Genomic DNA, 17,550 nt, shown 5'->3' on the forward strand with positions numbered 1-17,550 from the left:
TTGATTGGAAGCCCCATGGCTGACCCGGAATACGAGCTCTTCGCCATCCGCTATGCAACGCGGGATGCCCAGCGGAGCGAGCACTTCATCGGCGGCGACCCGCATGACGGACCGATGCCGATGGACTATTTCATGTGGCTGGCGAAGGGAGAGGGGCGTACCTTCGTCATCGACACCGGGTTCAACGCCGAAATCGCAAAGCAGCGCAGGCGAACATTCCTGCGCTGCCCGGTGGAGACGCTTGCCGCGTTCGATATCGACGTGGCCGACGTCAAGGATGTGATCCTCACGCATCTGCACTACGACCACGCCGGCAATTTCGACCGGTTTCCGAATGCGCGGTTTCATCTTCAGGAGCGCGAGCTCGCATACGCCACCGGGCGCTATATGCAGTATCCGAGGCTGTCGCATTCCTTCGAGGTCGAGGACGTCTGCGGGATCGTGCGGCTGAGCTATGCGCGCCGGGTGCTGTTCTACGACGGCGACGCCGAGATCGCGCCCGGACTGACGGTCCACGCGGCCGGCGGACATTCAGCCGGTCTTCAGTTCGTCCGCGTCAACACGCGCCGCGGCCCGGTCGTGCTCGCCTCCGACGTCAGTCATTTCTACGAGAACATGATGAGCGAGCGTCCGTTCACGACAGCATTTCATGTCGGTGACATGCTGGTGGGCTTTGACAAGCTGCGAGCCGCGGCGCCGGACGCGGACCATATCGTTCCCGGCCATGATCCGCTCGTCATGAAGCTCTACCCGGCGCCAGGCCCGGATTTGAAGGGTGTAGCGGTTCGTCTCGACGTGGCGCCATCCAGGGCCGTGCATTCCCAGGACGTTGGGCAAGGCGTAGCGTAACCTAGGCTAGAAAAAATCGATTTTCGATTTTCTGTTGACCCGCGGCCGCCGCCTTGCAATCATCCGACCATGGGTCCGCTTCAGTTCCAGTTGTCCGGAAGCCCCGGGGATGGTCCGCGCAGCCTGACGTCGGCGCTGCACGAACGTTTGCGCGCCGACATCCTGGCGACGCGGCTGCCTCCGGGCCAGAAGCTGCATATCGCGGGGCTCGCCAAACAGTTTTCCGTGAGCCTCGCCGCCGTGCGCGAGGCGCTGTCGCGACTTGTCGCGGACGGGCTCGTGCAGGCGTCGGACCAGCGTGGCTTTCGCGTGAGCCCGGTGTCGCTCGCCGATCTTGCCGACGTGACGCAGACCCGCATCGACATCGAGGGGCTTGCGCTCCGTCGCTCGATCGAGCGGGGCGATGAGGCCTGGCTCGCATCGGTGAAATCCGCCTGGGCGGATTTGAAGGCCGTTCCCCATCGTTATCCCGACGATCCGACCGTGCACTACGAGGAGTGGGTGATCCGTCACCGCATCTTCCATCGTGCGCTGGTCAACGCGTGCGGCTCGCCATGGCTGCTCGGCTTCCGCGACGTGCTGCACGAGCAGAGCGAGCGTTATCGCCGCCTCTCGATCCGGCGAGAGGCCGGTGGCAAGCCACGCAACGTCGAAGCCGAACACAAGGCGATCGTCGCCGCCGTGATCAGGCGCGATGCGGATGCGGCAGTTCGCGCCTTGTCAAAGCACTTCGGCACCACCAAAGAATTCGTCGAGCTCGCCGCCTCTCGCATTGCGGAGGTGAGCCGTACGACCTGACGTCCGGAAAATTCCGGCACACAAAAAACAGAGACCGGGAGGAAACCAATAATGAAGATCAATCACGCGTTGATGTCGCTGATCGCCGCCGCAATTCTGGCGGGGCCTGCGAGCGCCGCCGACACCATCCGCGTCGGCCTGCCGACGAAAACCTATTGGCCGACGACGATTGCCGAGACGGCGGTGCGGCAGAAACTGTTCGAGAAGGAAGGCATCCAGGCGGAGTTGACGATCTACCGCAGCGGCGCGGAGACGTTCGAAGGCATGGCTGCGGGCGCGGCCGACATCATTCTCGATCCGCCGTCGCTGGTCTCCGCCGGACGCAAGAAGGGTGTCATGTCGCGGATCGTCGCCAATGCCGCGATGGGCAATTTCGGCTGGCAATTGATGGTCCCGACCAAGTCGACGCTCGACGTCAAGGACCTCAACGGCAAGAAGGTGGCGATCACCGCGGCCGGCTCCGGCTCCGACCTGCTCGCGCTGTGGACCATCCAGGACAAGAAGATCGATTTTACGCGCGTTCCCGTCGGCGGCGGTGGCTTGGTGCCGAACCTGCTGGCCGGAAATGTCGAGGCGGCCGTGGTCTATTCGCCTCTGAGCTTCCAGATATCGAAGTCCGGCGAGGCGAAGCCCATCCTCGATTACGCGACCGCGGTCCCGCCGAACCTCACTGCGGGCTGGATCGTGCTCGACAAATTCGCCGAGGCCAAGCCCCAGATGGTGCAGAAGGCGGTGAACGCCCTCTATGGTGCGGTCGCGTTCATGCGCGCCAACCGCGACGTCACCGTCAAGCTGATCGCTGAGCTCTATGAAATGCCGCCGGAGATCGCGGGCCTTGAGTACGACAACACGATCATGAAGCTCGAGACCAGCGGCGACATGGGCGCGGCCGACGTCAATGCGGCCGTGCAGCTCTCGCTCGACCTCGCCAAGCTCGGCGGGCTCAAGGACATCGTGCCGGTCGAGGACGTGATCTCGGCCAAGTTCAAGCCCGTCCCGACCAAGCCGTAACGATGCAAAGCACGTTCGTCATCAACCTTGCGCGGATCGCGATCATCATCGCGGTCCTGGCGCTGTGGGAGGTGCTGTCGCGCACCGGCATCGTCAATCCGCGCCTGCTGCCGTCGGCGTCCGACACGTTTGCAACGCTCGGCGATCTCCTGCAGCGCGCGGCGGTGCAGAAGGATTTGATGGTGACCGCGACCGAGGTGCTGGCCGCGTTCGCGCTGGCCATGCCGTTCGGTGCGGTGATCGGCTTCCTGGTCGCGGAGAACCGCTACTTTGCGGACGTGGCCAAGCCGCTTTTGTTCTTTGCCTTCAGCATCCCGAAGTCGATCTTCCTGCCGATGTTCATCCTGGTGTTCGGCGTCGGCTTTGCCCAGAAGGTGGGATTCGGTTTCTTTTCGACGATCTTCATCGTGATCATGTCGACCACCACGGCGGTGGAATCGGTCAAGGTCGAGCATCTGACAGTGGCGCGTTCATACGGCGCCACGCCGATGCAGACTGCGTTCCGGGTCTATCTGCCGAGCATGCTGCCGGTGCTGCTGGAGGCCTTGCGGATCTCCATGATCTTCAACCTCACCGGCGTGATTTTGGCCGAAATGTACGCCTCGCGTGACGGCATCGGTCACCAGATCGCGACCTGGGGCGAGAACTTCCAGATGAAGCAGCTCCTCGCCGGCGTCGTGATGGTCGCCGCGATCGCCATGACCTTCAACGAGCTTGTCAGATGGGTGGAAACGCGATGCAGCCATTGGCGAACGTGACCCCGTTGAAGCCCGCCGCGCGGGCCGGCGCGATCGAGGTGAAGAACGTCGGTCAGGTCTTCAAGACCCGGTCGCAGGACGTCGTCGCGCTGGAGGGCGTCTCGCTCGAGGTCAAGCCCGGCCGCTTCGTCGTCCTGGTCGGCCCGAGCGGCTGCGGCAAGTCGACCCTTTTGATGATGATGGCGGGCCTGCGCCAGCAGACCTCCGGCACGATCACCATCAGCGGCGCGCCGATCCTTCAGCCCGACCCCGACAGGGTCGGCGTGGTGTTCCAGGAAGCGAGCTTGTTCCCGTGGCTGACGGCGGAGGACAATGTCGAGTTTCCGCTGGCGCTGCGGGGCGTGCCCAAGGCCGAGCGCCGCGCCAAGGCGCAGGACGCGCTCAAGCTGGTCGGCCTCGACGGCTTCGGCAGGCGTCATCCCCACGAATTGTCCGGCGGCATGAAGCAGCGCGTCTCGATCGCGCGCGGGCTGGTGCAGGACCCGCCAGTGCTGCTGATGGACGAGCCGTTCGCCGCCCTCGACGAGCAGACGCGCATGACCATGGGCGACGAGCTGCTGCGGATCTGGGCTGCGACCGGCAAGACGGTCGTTTTCGTCACGCACAGCCTCACCGAAGCCGTCTATCTCGCCGACGAGGTGATCGTGATGTCGGCGCGGCCCGGCCGCATCGTCGACCATCTCCAGGTCCAGCTGCCACGGCCCCGCACCTACGAGATGCTGAGCGGCGACGCCTTTGGCGCGCTGCGCGACCGCATCTGGCGGCACATCCGCAAATCGGCGTGAGGCGGAGATGAGCGCCAAAACGCTGCGATATCTGATCGTGATCGGCCTGATCGCGCTGTGGGAACTGTTGCCGCGCACCGGTCTCATTCCCGAGCTGTTCCTGCCGTCGCTGTCGTCGACGCTGATCGCCGGACGGACCGATGCCGCCGAATACGGTCATGCGCTCGCGGTGACGCTCTACGAGGTCGTAATCTCCATGGCATTCGCTTGCGGTGGCGGCATCCTGCTCGGTGCCATCGTCGGCAGCCTGCCGCGTCCGCGCGTCCTGATCATGCCGATGGTGTCGAGCCTGTATGCGGTGCCGCTCGTGATCCTCTATCCCGTCTTCACGGTGTGGCTCGGCATTGGCTCGGAGTCCAAGATCGCGTTCGCCTCGATCTATGGCTTCCTGCCGACGATGCTCGCCACCGCCGCCGGCATCCAGACCATCGACCCGCAGCTCCTGCTCGCGGCACGCAGCATGGGCGCCACGCTGAGCCAGCGGCTGGTGCGAGTCATCATCCCCGCCGCGATCCCGACCGTGCTGTCGGGCCTACGTGTCGGCGGCGCGCTGGTGATCGTCGGCGTCGTCGTCTCGGAGATGCTGATCTCGTCGGCCGGCATCGGCTATCTGATCTCGCGCTATCGGACAATTCTCGACAGTCCGCACGTGTTCGCGGGCGTGCTGCTCGTGCTGTTCCTCGCTATCGCCTTCAACGCCGCGATCCGCTGGATCGAGCGCAAGGCGGCGATCTGGCAGACCGGCACGCGCGCCGGTCAGGCCAATGACGAGATCGCGTCGGGCGCGATGCAGCCGGCGACCTGAGGTACCAGTGTGTACGATTTGACCCTGACATTCGACAACGGCCCCGATCCTGATGTGACGCCGCGTGTGCTCGACATTCTCGCCGAGCGCGGCATCAAGACCACCTTCTTCGTCATCGGCGAGAAGCTCGCTGATCCCGCGCGGCGCGGCCTTGCGGCGCGTGCGCACGGGGAGGGGCACTGGATCGGCAATCACACGTTTACGCACACCATTCCGCTCGGTGAGCAGGCGGATCGCTGGACGGCAGAGAACGAAATCGGGCGCACGCAGTCTGCGATCTCCGATCTCGCGCATCCCCAGCGCTGGTTCCGGCCGTTCGGCGGCGGCGGCAATCTTGATGCGCGGCTGTTGAAATCCTCCGTCGTGGACTATCTCGCCCGCAACAAGCACAGCTGCGTGCTCTGGAATGCGATCCCGCGCGATTGGGACGACCCCGAGGGCTGGACCGAGCGCGCACTCGACCAGTGCAGCCGGCAGCCCTGGACGCTGATGGTGCTGCACGATCTTCCGACTGGCGCGATGAACCATCTCGAGCGTTTCCTCGACGCTGCCGAGGCGGCCGGCGCCCGCTTCCGCAAGGACTTCCCGCCGCAATGCGTTCCGATCCGCAACGGCGAGATCGCGCTTCCGATCAACGACTATGTTTCCTCCATCGAAGAGAGTGTTTGACTGATGAAAGTTGCAAGCTTCACGATCGCCGGCACCGCGAGCTATGGCATCGTCACCGACAAGGGCGTCATCGATGCCGGCAAGCGCCTGAAGGCCTATCCGACGCTGAAGGCGCTGCTGGCGAAGGGATCGCTCGACGAGCTCAAGAAATTCGCCGGCGAGAAGCCCGATTACGCGCTGCAGGATGTCGCGCTGCTGCCGACGGTACCCGATCCCGACAAGATCTTCTGCATCGGCGTCAACTACGCCACGCATCTGGCCGAGAGCGGCCATCCGACGCCGGCGCATCCGATGATCTTCACCCGCTTCGCCAACAGCCAGGTCGGCCATGGCCAGCCGATGATCCGGCCGCTGGAATCGGAGCGTTTCGATTATGAGGGCGAGATGGCCGTCATCATCGGCAAGGCCGGCCGCCGCATCTCACGCGATGCCGCGCTCAGCCATGTCGCCGGCTATGCCTGCTACAATGACGGCAGCATCCGTGACTGGCAGCGCCACACCTCGCAATTCGCGCCGGGCAAGAATTTTGCCGGCACCGGCGGCTTCGGGCCCTGGATGGTCACAACCGACGAATTGACCGACGTGACCAAGCAGACGCTGATCACCCGGCTCAACGGTGTCGAGGTGCAGAAGGCCCCGATCTCCGATCTCGTTTTCGACGTGCAGGCCTTGATTGCTTACTGCTCGACGTTCACCGAGCTTGCGCCCGGCGATGTCATCGTCACAGGCACGACCGGCGGCGTCGGCGCCTATCGCACGCCGCCGCTGTGGATGAAGGGCGGCGACGTCGTGGAGATCGAGATCTCCGGCATCGGCATCCTGCGCAACCCCGTCAAGGACGAGGGATCGGCCACGGCGACGCGCGCGGCCTGAGAGCCGCGCTCTATAACAATAAGAAGGAGAATCCCGTGCCCATGCCAACGCACATCTTGCCGACCACGGTGGTCGGCAGCTACCCGCAGCCGGAATGGCTGGTGAATCGCGCCATGCTGTCGAAGGTGGTGCCGCGCACGCGCCTGCACGACATGTGGCGGTTGCCGGCGGAGCATCTGGAGGAGGCGCAGGACGATGCGACCATCGTCGCGATCCGCGACATGGAGCGCGCCGGCGTCGACATCGTGACCGACGGCGAAATCCGCCGCGAGAGCTACTCCAACCGCTTCGCCACCGCGCTCGACGGCATCGACGGGGACAATCCCGCGATGATCGTGGCGCGCACCGGCAACACCCAGACCCCGGTGCCGCGCGTCGTGGGTCCCGTGAAGCGCAAGGGACCGGTCGAGCTGCACGACATGCAGTTCCTGCGCAAGAACACCGATCGCGCCGCCAAGATCACGCTGCCGGGCCCGTTCACCATGAGCCAGCAGGCCAAGAACGAGTTCTACAAGGACGAGGAGGAGCTCGCGATGGCCCTGGCCGAGGCCGTCAATGCCGAGGCGCTCGATCTGCAAAAGGCAGGTGCGGATGTGATCCAGCTCGACGAGCCCTGGGTGCGCAACAATCCGGACCTCGCCAAGCGCTATGCGGTTAAGGCAATTAACCGCGCGCTGCAGGGCATCACGGTGCCGACCGTCGTGCATCTCTGCTTCGGCTATGCCGCGGTCGTGCCGGGCTCGAACAAGCCGGCCGGCTATTCCTTCCTCGCCGAGCTCGACGACACCATTGCCGACCAGATCTCGATCGAGGCCGCGCAACCGAAGCTCGACCTCGGCGTGCTCAAGGACCTGTCGTCGAAGAAGATCATGCTCGGCGTGCTCGACCTCGCGGATCCCGCGATCGAGAGCGTCGACACTGTTGCCGCCCGTATCCGCAACGGCCTGAAATACGTCTCGCCGGACCGCCTGGTCCCGGCGCCCGATTGCGGCATGAAGTACATGCCGCGCGCAACCGCTTTCGGAAAGCTGAAGGCGATGTGCGATGCGGCGGCCATGGTCCGGCGGGAGATCGGCTGAACAAAGCTGGGCCGGCGAGGATGGTTCGTTCGCCGGCCATCGCCTGGCCATGGCCAGACTGGTCGAAATCTGCGCGGGCGTCGGCTCAAAGGCCAGTTTCACCGCGTTGAACATTCGTCCTCATTGGCGAGGACGACATCGCCGCGGAGGTGCGGCCGCCGTTCAAGCCGACAGGAATTTGGTTAGAAGCTCCGTTGTGTCGGTGGGGTTTTCCTCAGGAAAGAAGTGACCGCCCTTGACGGCCCGACCTTGTACGTTGTCGGCCCACTTCTTCCAAATTCCCAATGCGCCGCCATTCTGCTCGTAGAATGTATCGAGCGGCCCGCCGGAGGCCCAGAGGTGCAGCATAGGGCACTTAATGCGCCGCCCTTCCTTCTGGTCCGCCTTGTCATGCTCGATATCCAGGGTTGCGGCCGCGCGGTACTCTTCGCAGATCGCATGCACCCGAGCCGGATCGCGATAGGTTTCGGTGTATTCCGCTTTCACTTCGGGGCCGAATGAGCCCTGGCCGAAGGCATTGTCGAATACCGCGTCCGGCGCACCGATCAGGTATTTTTCCGGAAGCGGTGCTTTCTGCGAGAGTAGACTCCATGGCCAGTAGGTCATGGCGAACTTTGCGTCGGCGTGGCCCCAGGCTTCCGAGATCGGCAGCACGTCAAACACTGCGAGACGCTGCACCTTCTCCGGGTGATCGAGCGCAAGGCGGTAGGAAACGCGACCGCCGCGATCGTGTCCAACCAGATCGAATTTGGAAAAGCCAAGCTTATCCATCACGGCGACAAGCTCATTCGCCATCGCCCGCTTTGTATAGGGATAGTGATCCTCCGTGGATGCGGGAACGCCGCTGCGGCCATATCCACGAAGATCGACGCAGATGACCGTGCGATTACCGGCGAGGCGCGGCGCGACATGACGCCACATCAGGCTGGTTCGAGGAAATCCATGGACCATGAGCAGTGGCGATCCGCTCCCGTAGCGCCTGATGAAAATGGTGTTGTCATCGGTCTTGATCTCCTTTGTCTCGAAGAGATCGGAAGCGTTCGAGGTGGAGTTGTTTGGGGATTGGCCGGCCGCGCGTCGCGGTAGAAGCGACAGTGATAGAGCGGCGCTCGATGCAGCGGTCATCACCTGGACGAAGGTGCGGCGCTTGATCTTTGTCTTTTCTGTCATCCCTGAGGTCCTTCGAGGTTCGCGCGATGCTCCTGGCAAACGCCCCCTCAATGACGACGCGGTGAGACATGTTAGCACCTCCGTGAAAACGCGCTTTCGCAGGATTAGCGTCTCTGAACCGTTCGTGCTGATGATTTCGGTCATCCGGCTGGCGCGATGGGGCAGAGGCGGGGAGCAGTCGGGAAGTGATCGCTGGAATGATCCTCCGCCTGTAACCAATTTGGTCGCGTCGCCGAATGGCGGGAGGTCAGGGTAGGCGGAGGTGCGTCAACGCAAGCCGCCAGAGCAATGGAGGATCCATGTCCGACGAAATCAACCACGATCGCCGGCGTTTCGTTGGTGCTGCGGCAACGACAGTTGCTGCAGCACAATTCGGCGTGATCGCGCCCGCGGTTGCAAATGCCCGAGTGAGCAAGAAGGTCGTCCGCGACGTCAATGGAAGATCGGAAGCGGCGGGGATGGACGCCACCGTCGTTCTCGTCCACGGCGCCTGGGCCGACGGTTCAAGCTGGGCGCACGTCATCACGCTGCTGCAGTCCGAGGGATTGAAGACGATGGCGGCGCCGATTCCGCTCACTTCGCTATCGGATGATGTCGCGGCGCTTGAACGCGCGCTGGAGCGGACCGACGGACCGGTTGTCCTTGTCGCGCATGCCTATGCCGGCGCCGTCATAGGTGCGGTCACGCAGGAGAGAGTGCGGTCGCTGGTCTTCATTTCGGCTCTCTCTCCCGACGAAGGCGAAACAGTCGCGCAAGTGTTCTATCGCGACAAGCCGTCGCCGGAGGCGCCGAAACTCACCCCCGACAGTCATGGTTTCCTCTGGATGCCGAACGACCGGTTTGGCGCAGCCTGGTGCCAGCATGCCCGACCTGAGCAGGCTGCGCTCCTTGCTGCGATCCAGCGTCCCATTGCCGTCGCGGCAATCCAGGAAAAGGCGCCGAAAGCGGCCTGGAAGGCAAAGCCGTCGTGGTACTTGGTCGCCGAGGAGGATCGAATGATCAATCCGGCGACACAGCTATTCCTGGCACGACGGATGGGTGCGCAGGTTCGCTCCGAGAAAGTCGATCATGCATCGCCGATCACCGCGCCGAAGCTGGTCGCCGGAATGATACGCGAGGCCGTCGCCAACGCAGGTCCGAACGCCACGCAGCAACACGGCTGAACTGTCGCTATCGGCGCGATATGGTTGAACGTGCCATTGGCATCTTTTCCAATAGGCTTCGCGACCTCGGCTTGTGCAAACAACTGGACGGAGTCACCAGCTGACTCTTAATCAGCGGGTCCCAGGTTCGAGCCTTGGTGCGCCCACCATATAAATCAAGACCTTAGCAAGAGAAACCGTTTGAGAAGGCCGAACTAAAACGGTTTTTCAAACGGTGTTTTTGACGGCCGGGTAGCGAGCCCACTCTCGGCATTGTGATGTGTTCTCCTTGTCTCGTCGGAGGCCAACGGCGTCTCGATGGCTGCCCGACAGAACTGCTTCCTCACGTGTATCTGGGTCAGAGCTGCCCGACATGGCCGGCATCTTCCCACTTCTGTTCAATGTCATCGGCGACGCATTGGGGCAGCTGCGCTGCGCTCCCATCGAAATAGTGCTCGAAGTCGACGTGGACCCTCATGTTGTCCGGCCGGTAGGCTGCGATGCGATCGTAGAGAAGAACGGCCGCCGCCTCGAAACGCCGATAGACCGATTTGTGCATCGGTGATCTCGATTCTTCCGTCTCGGGATCAATCGGCAGCTCACGAACTCCGGCCTTGAGGAAGCCTCCCGCCTGCTCATTGTGCTGGGGACCCGCGGCATTGGGCGACAGCCGTAGCACACTGCCGTCGTGTTTCAGGCCGCCCGGAATGAGCGAAGCTCCGGCGAGCAACCAATTGAGCGCGACGTCTGAGAGCCGAGCCTCGTTCTCGATATAGCCGCCGCCGACATCGGCGTGCACGCCCGGAAACCAGACCTGCTCGAAGTAAAGATTGCCGTGCGCGTCTCGTTTGTCCTGCTTCTCGGCCGTGGGCGACCAGCCGACGCGCTTGAAATCGGCGCGGTTCTCGTCGATCGAGATCGCATGTTTGGCGTAGCCCACGTTGGGATTGAGGGTCGTGTCGTAGAATTTGTGCTTCGGCGGAGCGAGATGCACGGTCTGAAGGCGCTTCCAGAATCCATAGCCGGGCAAGGATGGCGCGATCTTCAGATAGTTCATGAGAAAAACAATCAGCACTGTGGCGATGCCGAGGTAGCTCAGAATCCAGGCCACCCATCCGGCCCATGGAAAGACCGGCTGAAGGAAGCCACCGAGCCAGTGCAAACCGATCAGGAGCGCACTGCCAGCGGTCACGAGCACCGCGCCCAGATATTTGTGGCCGAGGGCGGCGACGGTATCGAACACGCCGATGAAGTAGGGAAAAACGTTAGCGTGCTCGGCGCCGTTGACGGTGGTTGTACTGCCGTACTGCTGTCTAAATTGTGCAGCGATTGCATCTCGAGTCTCCAGCAGGAACCGACGGTATCTTGCGGGAGTAGGATGGACAGAATTGATAGACATCCTTGACCGCATGCTCGGCCAGCTTGTGGATGCTCTTTGGATCGCGGCGCAAGGGCGAGCCATCGGGCATATGGCGAGGGACGCCGCAATAAGTCATGACCCCTGCCACCGATCGGACCGTGTAGGCGCCCCGGCTGAAACCGATCAGGAAGATCCGATCGCCTTCCTCATACAGGGCGATGATAGCGGCGTAGCAATCGACAATGTTCCGAGTGATCCCGAGGCCCGTCGCCATGCTGGCGAGATTGTACAGCCATCGCATCCAGCCAATCTTGAAATGACCGCCATCAGACGCAGAACCGAGACCGGCATCGTAGAAGGCGACCTGTTCGGATGGTTCGACCTTCGTGTCCGGGCCGACGCGGCAGGCGCGGTAGAGCTTGTAAACGTTTGTCCGCGCTTCGTCGAAATTGATGCCGCCGGCCTGACCTGTGCCGTCGGAAAAGATCACAATGTTCTTCGGCATTCACACCATCCCTCAAAAGTGCGCCAAAAGCCAATCTATATCACAGATTGAAGCCCAACTCTGAGCTGGCCCACTTGCTGACAGCGCGCCCGGACCAGGGTTCAGAGTCAACTGATCGAGAGTTGCGCCTCAATGCGGCTGTGCTAGTACGCCCACTCTCGAATCGAGGAGCTAAAAGTGGCGAAGAACGCAAAGAAGACGGCTACAAAGAAGAAAACTGTGCGCCGTGAATACACAAAGGCGGACGTGAAAGAGCTGCGTGCTCATTCGAAAGCAAAGACGCCCGTTGCAAAAATCGCGAAGCTCACAAAGCGCTCCGAAGGCTCACTCCGCCAAAAGGCACTCAAGCTTGGAATCCGACTCGGTCACCAGCGCTAAAGGCGGCATTATGGCGCTCCTCAATAGAGTGTTCTCCACCAGAACGTTGTTGCAAATCATCTGCGTTCTCGTTGCTGTCGTCGCAATGAAGTTGTTGAGCGCTCACTATGATTTCAGCTGGGCAGCCGCAGTTGGCGGTTGACTAAAAGAACGCCCTGGAAGGCTGAGCAGAAAAAGCCCGTCTAGTGGCGAAGCTATCACGCGGCGGTCGAGCGTTCGAAGTAATGGCGGCTTCAAAGCCGCAGGGTTAAAGAGGCTAGTCAAATCGAGGGCGAACGATCTCCCGACGTTTGCGGCACGCCTTCAACCAGCAACCAGACCGTTATGAGCCGCAGAATATCGATCGCCTTCGTTGATTTTTCTGCTTTTTCGTTCGGAGGGATCGCGTTCGTGGCGTTTCGCTAGCGCTGTTTCTGGTGCGAAATTGGTGCGGTCTAATCTTGACCTTCGTTCTGTGGAACAGGAGGTCGGTGGTTCGAGCCCACCCAACTGTACCACTGTTGCGGATAACTCCGCTTTCTCAGCATCTTATTGATAGACCTGACCTATTTTGCGCCGCCTAAAATACAAAAGGCGCTACAAATGGCATTGCGGATGTGGCTGTCATTGGGCGTCTTCCCGTATTGCCGTGCTGAGCAGTCGTCACGAACTTCGTGCCAGCATCAGCTTGATCGCGGTTGGCGCGTACGGCTTGCCCATCTTTGTGGTGTGTCCAGCTTCGGCAAGGGCGGCCGAGATTTCTCTTAGGGAGCGTTTGCCTCCCTTGGGCCTCGCACGTGCCAGCCTGCGCGCAAGCTCAACGGTCTCTGGCCGCTCCTCGCCAATCGACTTTCGCCCTTCGACTTTGACACCTGTGCGCCGCTTACGATCCCGGGCACCCTTTAGTTTTACCACCAGCATCGCCTTCTCAAACTCAGAGATAGCGCCGAGAACCTGCCTGATCAGACGAGCGGTCGGGGTGTCGTCCAGGAATGACGTTGGACTATTTGCGGCGATCAGATCGATGCCCCGCGCCTTGAGCATCGCGAACCCTACCTCTTGAACCATGAGGTCCCGAGCGAAGCAGTTATCTTCCACACCCACGAGACCCTGTGGCCCACCCAGGACGGGCCGTATTCAAGTAGGCCCAACGGCCCCAAGCGATTAATAATTTGCCGCGCGTGTCTGGCGCTGCTTCCATCGCAGGATCTCCCGATGCCGATACACTACTGGTGGGAGCAGCAAGCCGATAAATCGTCGCCGCCCTTGAGAGACCAAGTTGGCCGGGAGGCTTGCAAGTAATCCCGACATCACGGCGTTGGCTTGGCGAAGCTGGCAGATGACCTACCCGCACAGTTGATGGCGGAGTGGACTGAGGAGACCGAGAGGCCCTTTGATCCCGATGACGGAGGCGAAGACGCGGAATTTTGACGTTCTGCCCAAACACTACATGCCCATTTGGGCATGGGTTTCTCACCGCCCCGTCTATTGTGCGTAAGGGAAAGGGATAAAAGAGCCTCCATGAAGCCCGTTTGCCCTCAGGTGCCCCTGTGAGCGCGTGAAAATCCTTCGCGTTCCTACAAGCTACCCGAGCGGCCCGCACTGTGCGGCTCTCCTGCGGCTCCCTCAGCTTCACCGCAGCGAGATGTAAACGGTTTTTTGCGGGGACCGACGTGAGGCTTGGTGTTCCTAGGGTGCTCGGGTCCTGCGCACTGTGGGCGCCTTGGGGACTACCACACCAGCCGTGCGTGCGAAGCGGACGTCGCAGTGGCCTGCGCTACGACCGAGTTGGACCGACACGGGACATTAGCCTTCTGGTACGCCGGCGAGGCGCAAGCCTACACACAGCCGCTCGAGCCCAGCAACGAAAGTCGGATTGTAGCTTGATTGGCCGGTGAGCACGCGACGGATGGTGAAGCCTGGATCGAGCGCTAGCCCCGCCTTTGCAGCGTTTCGCGCCTCATCCCGTGCGCCGAGCAAACCCGAGGCAGCGGCGAACCAAAAATGGGCGAGAGGATACGTGCGATTGGCCTCAATGCTTCGTCGTAACCAATCGGCGGCTTCTGCATCCGCACCGAGCTGTAGCTTGGCTGCGCCCACAAAAAACATCCACCTGAAGGCAGAGACATCGCGAGGGGAGAGACGGAGAGCCTCGACTATGTGGCCTTCGGTCTCGGCAGCGCGACCCATAAAGTACTTGGCTAAACCGATATTGGCATGAGCTTCAGCCAAATTGCGATCAAGCGCTAATGCCCGCTCGCATTCAGCAATCCCCTGAGCCGCGCGGTTTGTTAAAGTATAGGCGATACCCAAGACCAAGTGGGCCGTCGCATTGTTCGGAGCTAGTGAAAGAGCTTTGATCGCAGTAGCTTCGGCTGTCGCAAGCCGTGCCAACCGGTCGTCCGTTAACCGGGAGGAACCCATTGTCAGATCGACGATGGCCGTGCCGACGAGCGCTCCAACACTTTGGGGCTCGATTGCCAAAGCACGTTCGAAAAAGCCGCGCGCCTGGGTCATGTGCTCAGGGGTCGGCTCCTTGTTTAGCGCGGCAAAACCTTGAAAGACTAGGTCCAGTGCACTGGGATGCTGTGAGCGTTCCGCTCGTCGTGCCTCGGCTGCAACGAGTTGGGCGCCCAATGTGTTGGCGAGCCTCGATGAGATTTCGTCCTGCAAATCGAAAAGGTCGGCGACGGGCTTTTCGAAACGCTCGGCCCAAAGATGTTTGCCGCTTTCCGCATCGATCAGCTGCACGTTCACCCGAAGCCGGTTGCCACCACGCTGCACCGAGCCCTCGAGCACGTAGCGGACGTTCAATTCGCGGCCAACTTGCCGTACGTCGATTGGTTTTCCCTTATACGAGAACGCGCTGTTCCTCGCGATTACGAAGGAGCCACCGATGCGCGACAGGTCCGTGGTCAGGCTCTCGGTCACGCCATCGACGAAGTAATTTTGCTCCGGATCACCGCTGAGATTGGCGAACGGGAGCACTACAATGGAAAGATGAGCGGCCGGATGGAGATGAGCGCCTGGGTCCATCTCTCCACGCCAGTACCAAGCCACACCACTGACCGCCATCAGCAGGACGACAACAGCCGCCACCATGCGGGTGATGCGCCATTTTTGGCCTGCTGTTACGGCGTGTAATGTCGTATCGGCATGACGAGAGAGTGTCCCCGCGCCCAATCCATCCCGGATGACGGAATAGGCCCGTACCGGACGTGCGATATTCTTGAGGCTACGCTCGCCCAGATCGCTGAACTCGACCGCGACCTTGCCGCGTACCTGATCATAGGCGGAAGATGAGATGGAGATGCCGCCCGGTTCCGCGATGCCCTCGAGCCGAGCCGCGATATTGACGCCGTCACCAAAGATGTCATGAGCCTCTACGATTACGTCGCCGATATTAATGCCCACACGGAAAGCAATGCGCCTGTCTTCCACCTCACCGATTGTAAGTTCCTTGATGCGGGCCTGGAACTGTAAAGCAGCTCGGACCGCTTCGACAGCGCTCGGAAACTCCGCCAAGAACCCGTCGCCTGTATTTTTCACGACGTGGCCCCCGTGGTCCGCGATTGCTGGCTCTACAGCGTCCGCTAGAAGCGCGGCCAGTTTGGCGTGCGTAGCCTCTTCGTCATTGTGCATGAGCCGCGAATAGCCAGCCACGTCGGCGGCCAAAATCGCCGACAACCTACGCACGACCCGACCTCGCGGTTCCTGCACCATGGCTCGCAGTCCAACCCATAGATACTGTACGACGGATCGGCTGAGAAATCCCGAGGTTCGTATAGCACTGCTTCAGCCGTTCCAGCAGCCGGGCTAAAGTCCGTAATTGGGCCCTTTTCGGACCTCGCAAGATGTTCGAACTTGTGTCCGTACATTGTGTGTACCGAAAATTCAAGCTCGGGCGTAGTGGTGATGAAGTCCGCCGAGGATGGCGTGTGATTTGATGCTTCCTGTTCGCTGAACCGGACGAGAAACCGGCGCATCCTTGTTCAAGGATCGATGAGTTCTGAAATTATTATAGTAATCGGCGTAGGATTTCAGAATCCGGCACAGATGCGCCTCGCTCAGGACAATGATGTGATCCAAACACTCACGCCGGATCGATCCGATCAACCGTTCGGCAAAGCCGTTCTGCCAGGGTGAGGCCGGTGCAATAGGCTTGTCCCGAATGCCCATGGCGCGCAATCGTCGTGTGACGACGGTGCCGTAGATCCGATCCCGATCGCGGATGAGATAGTGCGGAGCCTCATCCCAAGGAAATGCCTCCGTGATTTGACGTGCAACCCATTCCGCCGTCGGATTTGCTGTGACGTTGATCCAGACGAGGTCTCTGCGGTCGAGCCGCACGATGATGAAGGCATAGAGCAGGTCGAAGCCAATGGTCGGAACAACAAACAAGTCCATGGCGGCAATGTCCGGCGCATGGTTACACAAGAAGGTTCGCCATCCTTGGCCAGGTGGCTGCCGTCGTTTGACCATGTACTTGGCGACGCTCGACTGCGCGACCTCAAACCCGAGCTTAAGCAATTCGCCGTGAATGCGTGGCGCGCCCCAAAGCGGATTCTCGACGCTCATCCGCCGGATCAATACGCGCAACTCCATGTCGATCGGCGGTCGCCCTCCCAATGGGCGCGATTTCCAACGCCAGTAACACAGAAAGCCGGCCCGATGCCAACGCAGGAGCGTCTCAGGCCGGATGATCGTGAAAGCCTGCAAGATTGATGGAAACCAGCGATACAGCTGGATAAAGAACCAGCGATCATGGCTGGTGAGCCGGACGCGACCATGCAGCCTGCGCCTCAAGACAATCACCTGATGTCGAAGCACCGTGTTCTCGGCCTCAAGCCGCAACTTGGACTTGAATGGCGAGGTCAGGACGGCCAGCACGAACCAGAGCAGCCCGATCATCCCGCCAGCTTAGGCGATTCCACTGTGTCTTCAACCCGGATGAGGTTTTCGGTACACACAGGGCTCGGATAGACGCATCGATGCACCTCATGCGGGCGCGACAGCAATTGCTGGCATTTTTGCTGCGCCACGGCCGCGCCTACGATACCGGCAAACACTGGACTCAACGACACCGCTCGTGGCTTGCAGGCCAGACATTCGATCAGCCCGCGCACCAGATTGTCTTCCAGGACTATCTAGAAGCAGTTTTGACACCCCTGGAACGGCGCGACCAACTCGTCGGCCGCATCAGCGCCATAGCTGCCGATTGGACGATGGGACCTCTCGTGGAAGCGCTACGCGCGTTGCGAGGGCTTGATTGTCATTCGGCCTGCAATATTGGCTCTGACGCAATTTTGGTGCAGCTCCGATTATTCTGCACCGATTAGCCTGGCCTGAAGGAGATCGATTTTCCCGCGACCGTACATCTGCCTTCTCA

At 61.3% G+C, this 17,550-nt stretch carries 18 protein-coding genes; 12 read left to right on the forward strand and 6 right to left on the reverse strand.

Features of this window, described 5'->3' with window-relative positions:
* Window positions 1-15 precede the first annotated feature (15 nt).
* The 9 genes from CT676_RS36690 (at window position 16) to CT676_RS36730 (ending at window position 7,627) form a co-directional block, all read left to right on the forward strand.
* Window positions 16-849 carry an N-acyl homoserine lactonase family protein gene (locus tag CT676_RS36690; RefSeq protein WP_135216567.1) on the forward strand — a complete coding sequence of 278 codons (834 nt, stop codon included), beginning with the start codon at window positions 16-18 and terminating at the stop codon, window positions 847-849.
* Between the two features lie 69 nt (window positions 850-918).
* The gene (locus CT676_RS36695) at window positions 919-1,647 is read left to right on the forward strand and encodes a GntR family transcriptional regulator (RefSeq protein WP_071915391.1); all 729 of its coding nucleotides are present in this window, start codon (window positions 919-921) and stop codon (window positions 1,645-1,647) included.
* Window positions 1,648-1,698: 51 nt separating this feature from the next.
* Window positions 1,699-2,658, forward strand: coding sequence for an ABC transporter substrate-binding protein (locus CT676_RS36700; RefSeq protein ID WP_135216568.1), 960 nt, complete (start codon window positions 1,699-1,701; stop codon window positions 2,656-2,658).
* A 2-nt stretch (window positions 2,659-2,660) separates the two neighbouring features.
* Window positions 2,661-3,416, forward strand: coding sequence for an ABC transporter permease (locus tag CT676_RS36705; protein ID WP_135216569.1), 756 nt, complete (start codon window positions 2,661-2,663; stop codon window positions 3,414-3,416).
* Window positions 3,395-4,201 (forward strand): ABC transporter ATP-binding protein, encoded by an 807-nt coding sequence (locus CT676_RS36710; protein WP_225004965.1) that lies wholly within the window; start codon window positions 3,395-3,397, stop codon window positions 4,199-4,201. The genes CT676_RS36705 and CT676_RS36710 overlap by 22 nt, the downstream gene beginning before the upstream one ends.
* Before the next feature lie 7 nt (window positions 4,202-4,208).
* Window positions 4,209-5,006: an ABC transporter permease gene (locus CT676_RS36715; protein ID WP_135216571.1), complete on the forward strand. Its 798-nt coding sequence runs from the start codon at window positions 4,209-4,211 to the stop codon at window positions 5,004-5,006.
* Between the two features lie 9 nt (window positions 5,007-5,015).
* Window positions 5,016-5,675 (forward strand): polysaccharide deacetylase family protein, encoded by a 660-nt coding sequence (locus CT676_RS36720; RefSeq protein ID WP_135216572.1) that lies wholly within the window; start codon window positions 5,016-5,018, stop codon window positions 5,673-5,675.
* Between the two features lie 3 nt (window positions 5,676-5,678).
* Entirely contained in the window at window positions 5,679-6,548 is an 870-nt protein-coding gene (locus CT676_RS36725) for a fumarylacetoacetate hydrolase family protein (protein WP_135216573.1), read from the forward strand.
* A 41-nt stretch (window positions 6,549-6,589) separates the two neighbouring features.
* Window positions 6,590-7,627: a 5-methyltetrahydropteroyltriglutamate--homocysteine methyltransferase gene (locus CT676_RS36730; protein WP_135216574.1), complete on the forward strand. Its 1,038-nt coding sequence runs from the start codon at window positions 6,590-6,592 to the stop codon at window positions 7,625-7,627.
* Window positions 7,628-7,789: 162 nt separating this feature from the next.
* Here CT676_RS36730 and CT676_RS36735 read toward each other — a convergent pair whose 3' ends face one another.
* Window positions 7,790-8,797 (reverse strand): alpha/beta hydrolase, encoded by a 1,008-nt coding sequence (locus tag CT676_RS36735; RefSeq protein WP_135216575.1) that lies wholly within the window; start codon window positions 8,795-8,797, stop codon window positions 7,790-7,792.
* A gap of 458 nt (window positions 8,798-9,255) precedes the next feature.
* Between CT676_RS36735 and CT676_RS36740 the strand changes: the two genes are divergently transcribed.
* Window positions 9,256-9,960 (forward strand): alpha/beta hydrolase, encoded by a 705-nt coding sequence (locus CT676_RS36740; protein ID WP_244623386.1) that lies wholly within the window; start codon window positions 9,256-9,258, stop codon window positions 9,958-9,960.
* A 337-nt stretch (window positions 9,961-10,297) separates the two neighbouring features.
* Here CT676_RS36740 and CT676_RS36745 read toward each other — a convergent pair whose 3' ends face one another.
* Window positions 10,298-11,338, reverse strand: a complete 1,041-nt coding sequence (locus CT676_RS36745; protein WP_167768288.1) for a DUF2235 domain-containing protein — start codon at window positions 11,336-11,338, stop codon at window positions 10,298-10,300.
* On the reverse strand, window positions 11,253-11,804 hold the full coding sequence (locus tag CT676_RS36750; RefSeq protein WP_135216578.1) for a DUF2235 domain-containing protein: 552 nt from the start codon (window positions 11,802-11,804) through the stop codon (window positions 11,253-11,255). Before CT676_RS36750 ends, CT676_RS36745 begins: the two co-directional genes overlap by 86 nt.
* 177 nt (window positions 11,805-11,981) lie before the next feature.
* Here CT676_RS36750 and CT676_RS36755 point away from each other — a divergent pair, with 177 nt between their 5' ends.
* A complete protein-coding gene (locus CT676_RS36755) occupies window positions 11,982-12,182 on the forward strand; it encodes a hypothetical protein (RefSeq protein WP_084301864.1) in 201 nt (66 codons plus the stop codon).
* Window positions 12,183-12,824: 642 nt separating this feature from the next.
* On the opposite strand, the gene CT676_RS36760 is transcribed toward CT676_RS36755, so the two are convergent.
* The 3 genes from CT676_RS36760 to CT676_RS45565 all read right to left on the reverse strand — a co-directional run bounded on the left by CT676_RS36760 (window position 12,825) and on the right by CT676_RS45565 (window position 17,072).
* The gene (locus CT676_RS36760; RefSeq protein ID WP_135216579.1) at window positions 12,825-13,229 is read right to left on the reverse strand and encodes a recombinase family protein; all 405 of its coding nucleotides are present in this window, start codon (window positions 13,227-13,229) and stop codon (window positions 12,825-12,827) included.
* 738 nt (window positions 13,230-13,967) lie between these two features.
* On the reverse strand, window positions 13,968-15,884 hold the full coding sequence (locus CT676_RS36765) for an adenylate/guanylate cyclase domain-containing protein (protein ID WP_135216580.1): 1,917 nt from the start codon (window positions 15,882-15,884) through the stop codon (window positions 13,968-13,970).
* 171 nt (window positions 15,885-16,055) lie between these two features.
* Entirely contained in the window at window positions 16,056-17,072 is a 1,017-nt protein-coding gene (locus tag CT676_RS45565; protein WP_135216581.1) for an integrase core domain-containing protein, read from the reverse strand.
* 80 nt (window positions 17,073-17,152) lie between these two features.
* On the opposite strand from CT676_RS45565, the gene CT676_RS36775 reads away from it, so the two are divergent.
* Window positions 17,153-17,500, forward strand: a complete 348-nt coding sequence (locus CT676_RS36775; protein WP_193560931.1) for a hypothetical protein — start codon at window positions 17,153-17,155, stop codon at window positions 17,498-17,500.
* Window positions 17,501-17,550 lie beyond the last annotated feature (50 nt).

This window comes from Bradyrhizobium sp. MOS001, from assembly GCF_004634465.1.
Taxonomy (GTDB): Bacteria; Pseudomonadota; Alphaproteobacteria; order Rhizobiales; family Xanthobacteraceae; genus Bradyrhizobium; species Bradyrhizobium barranii.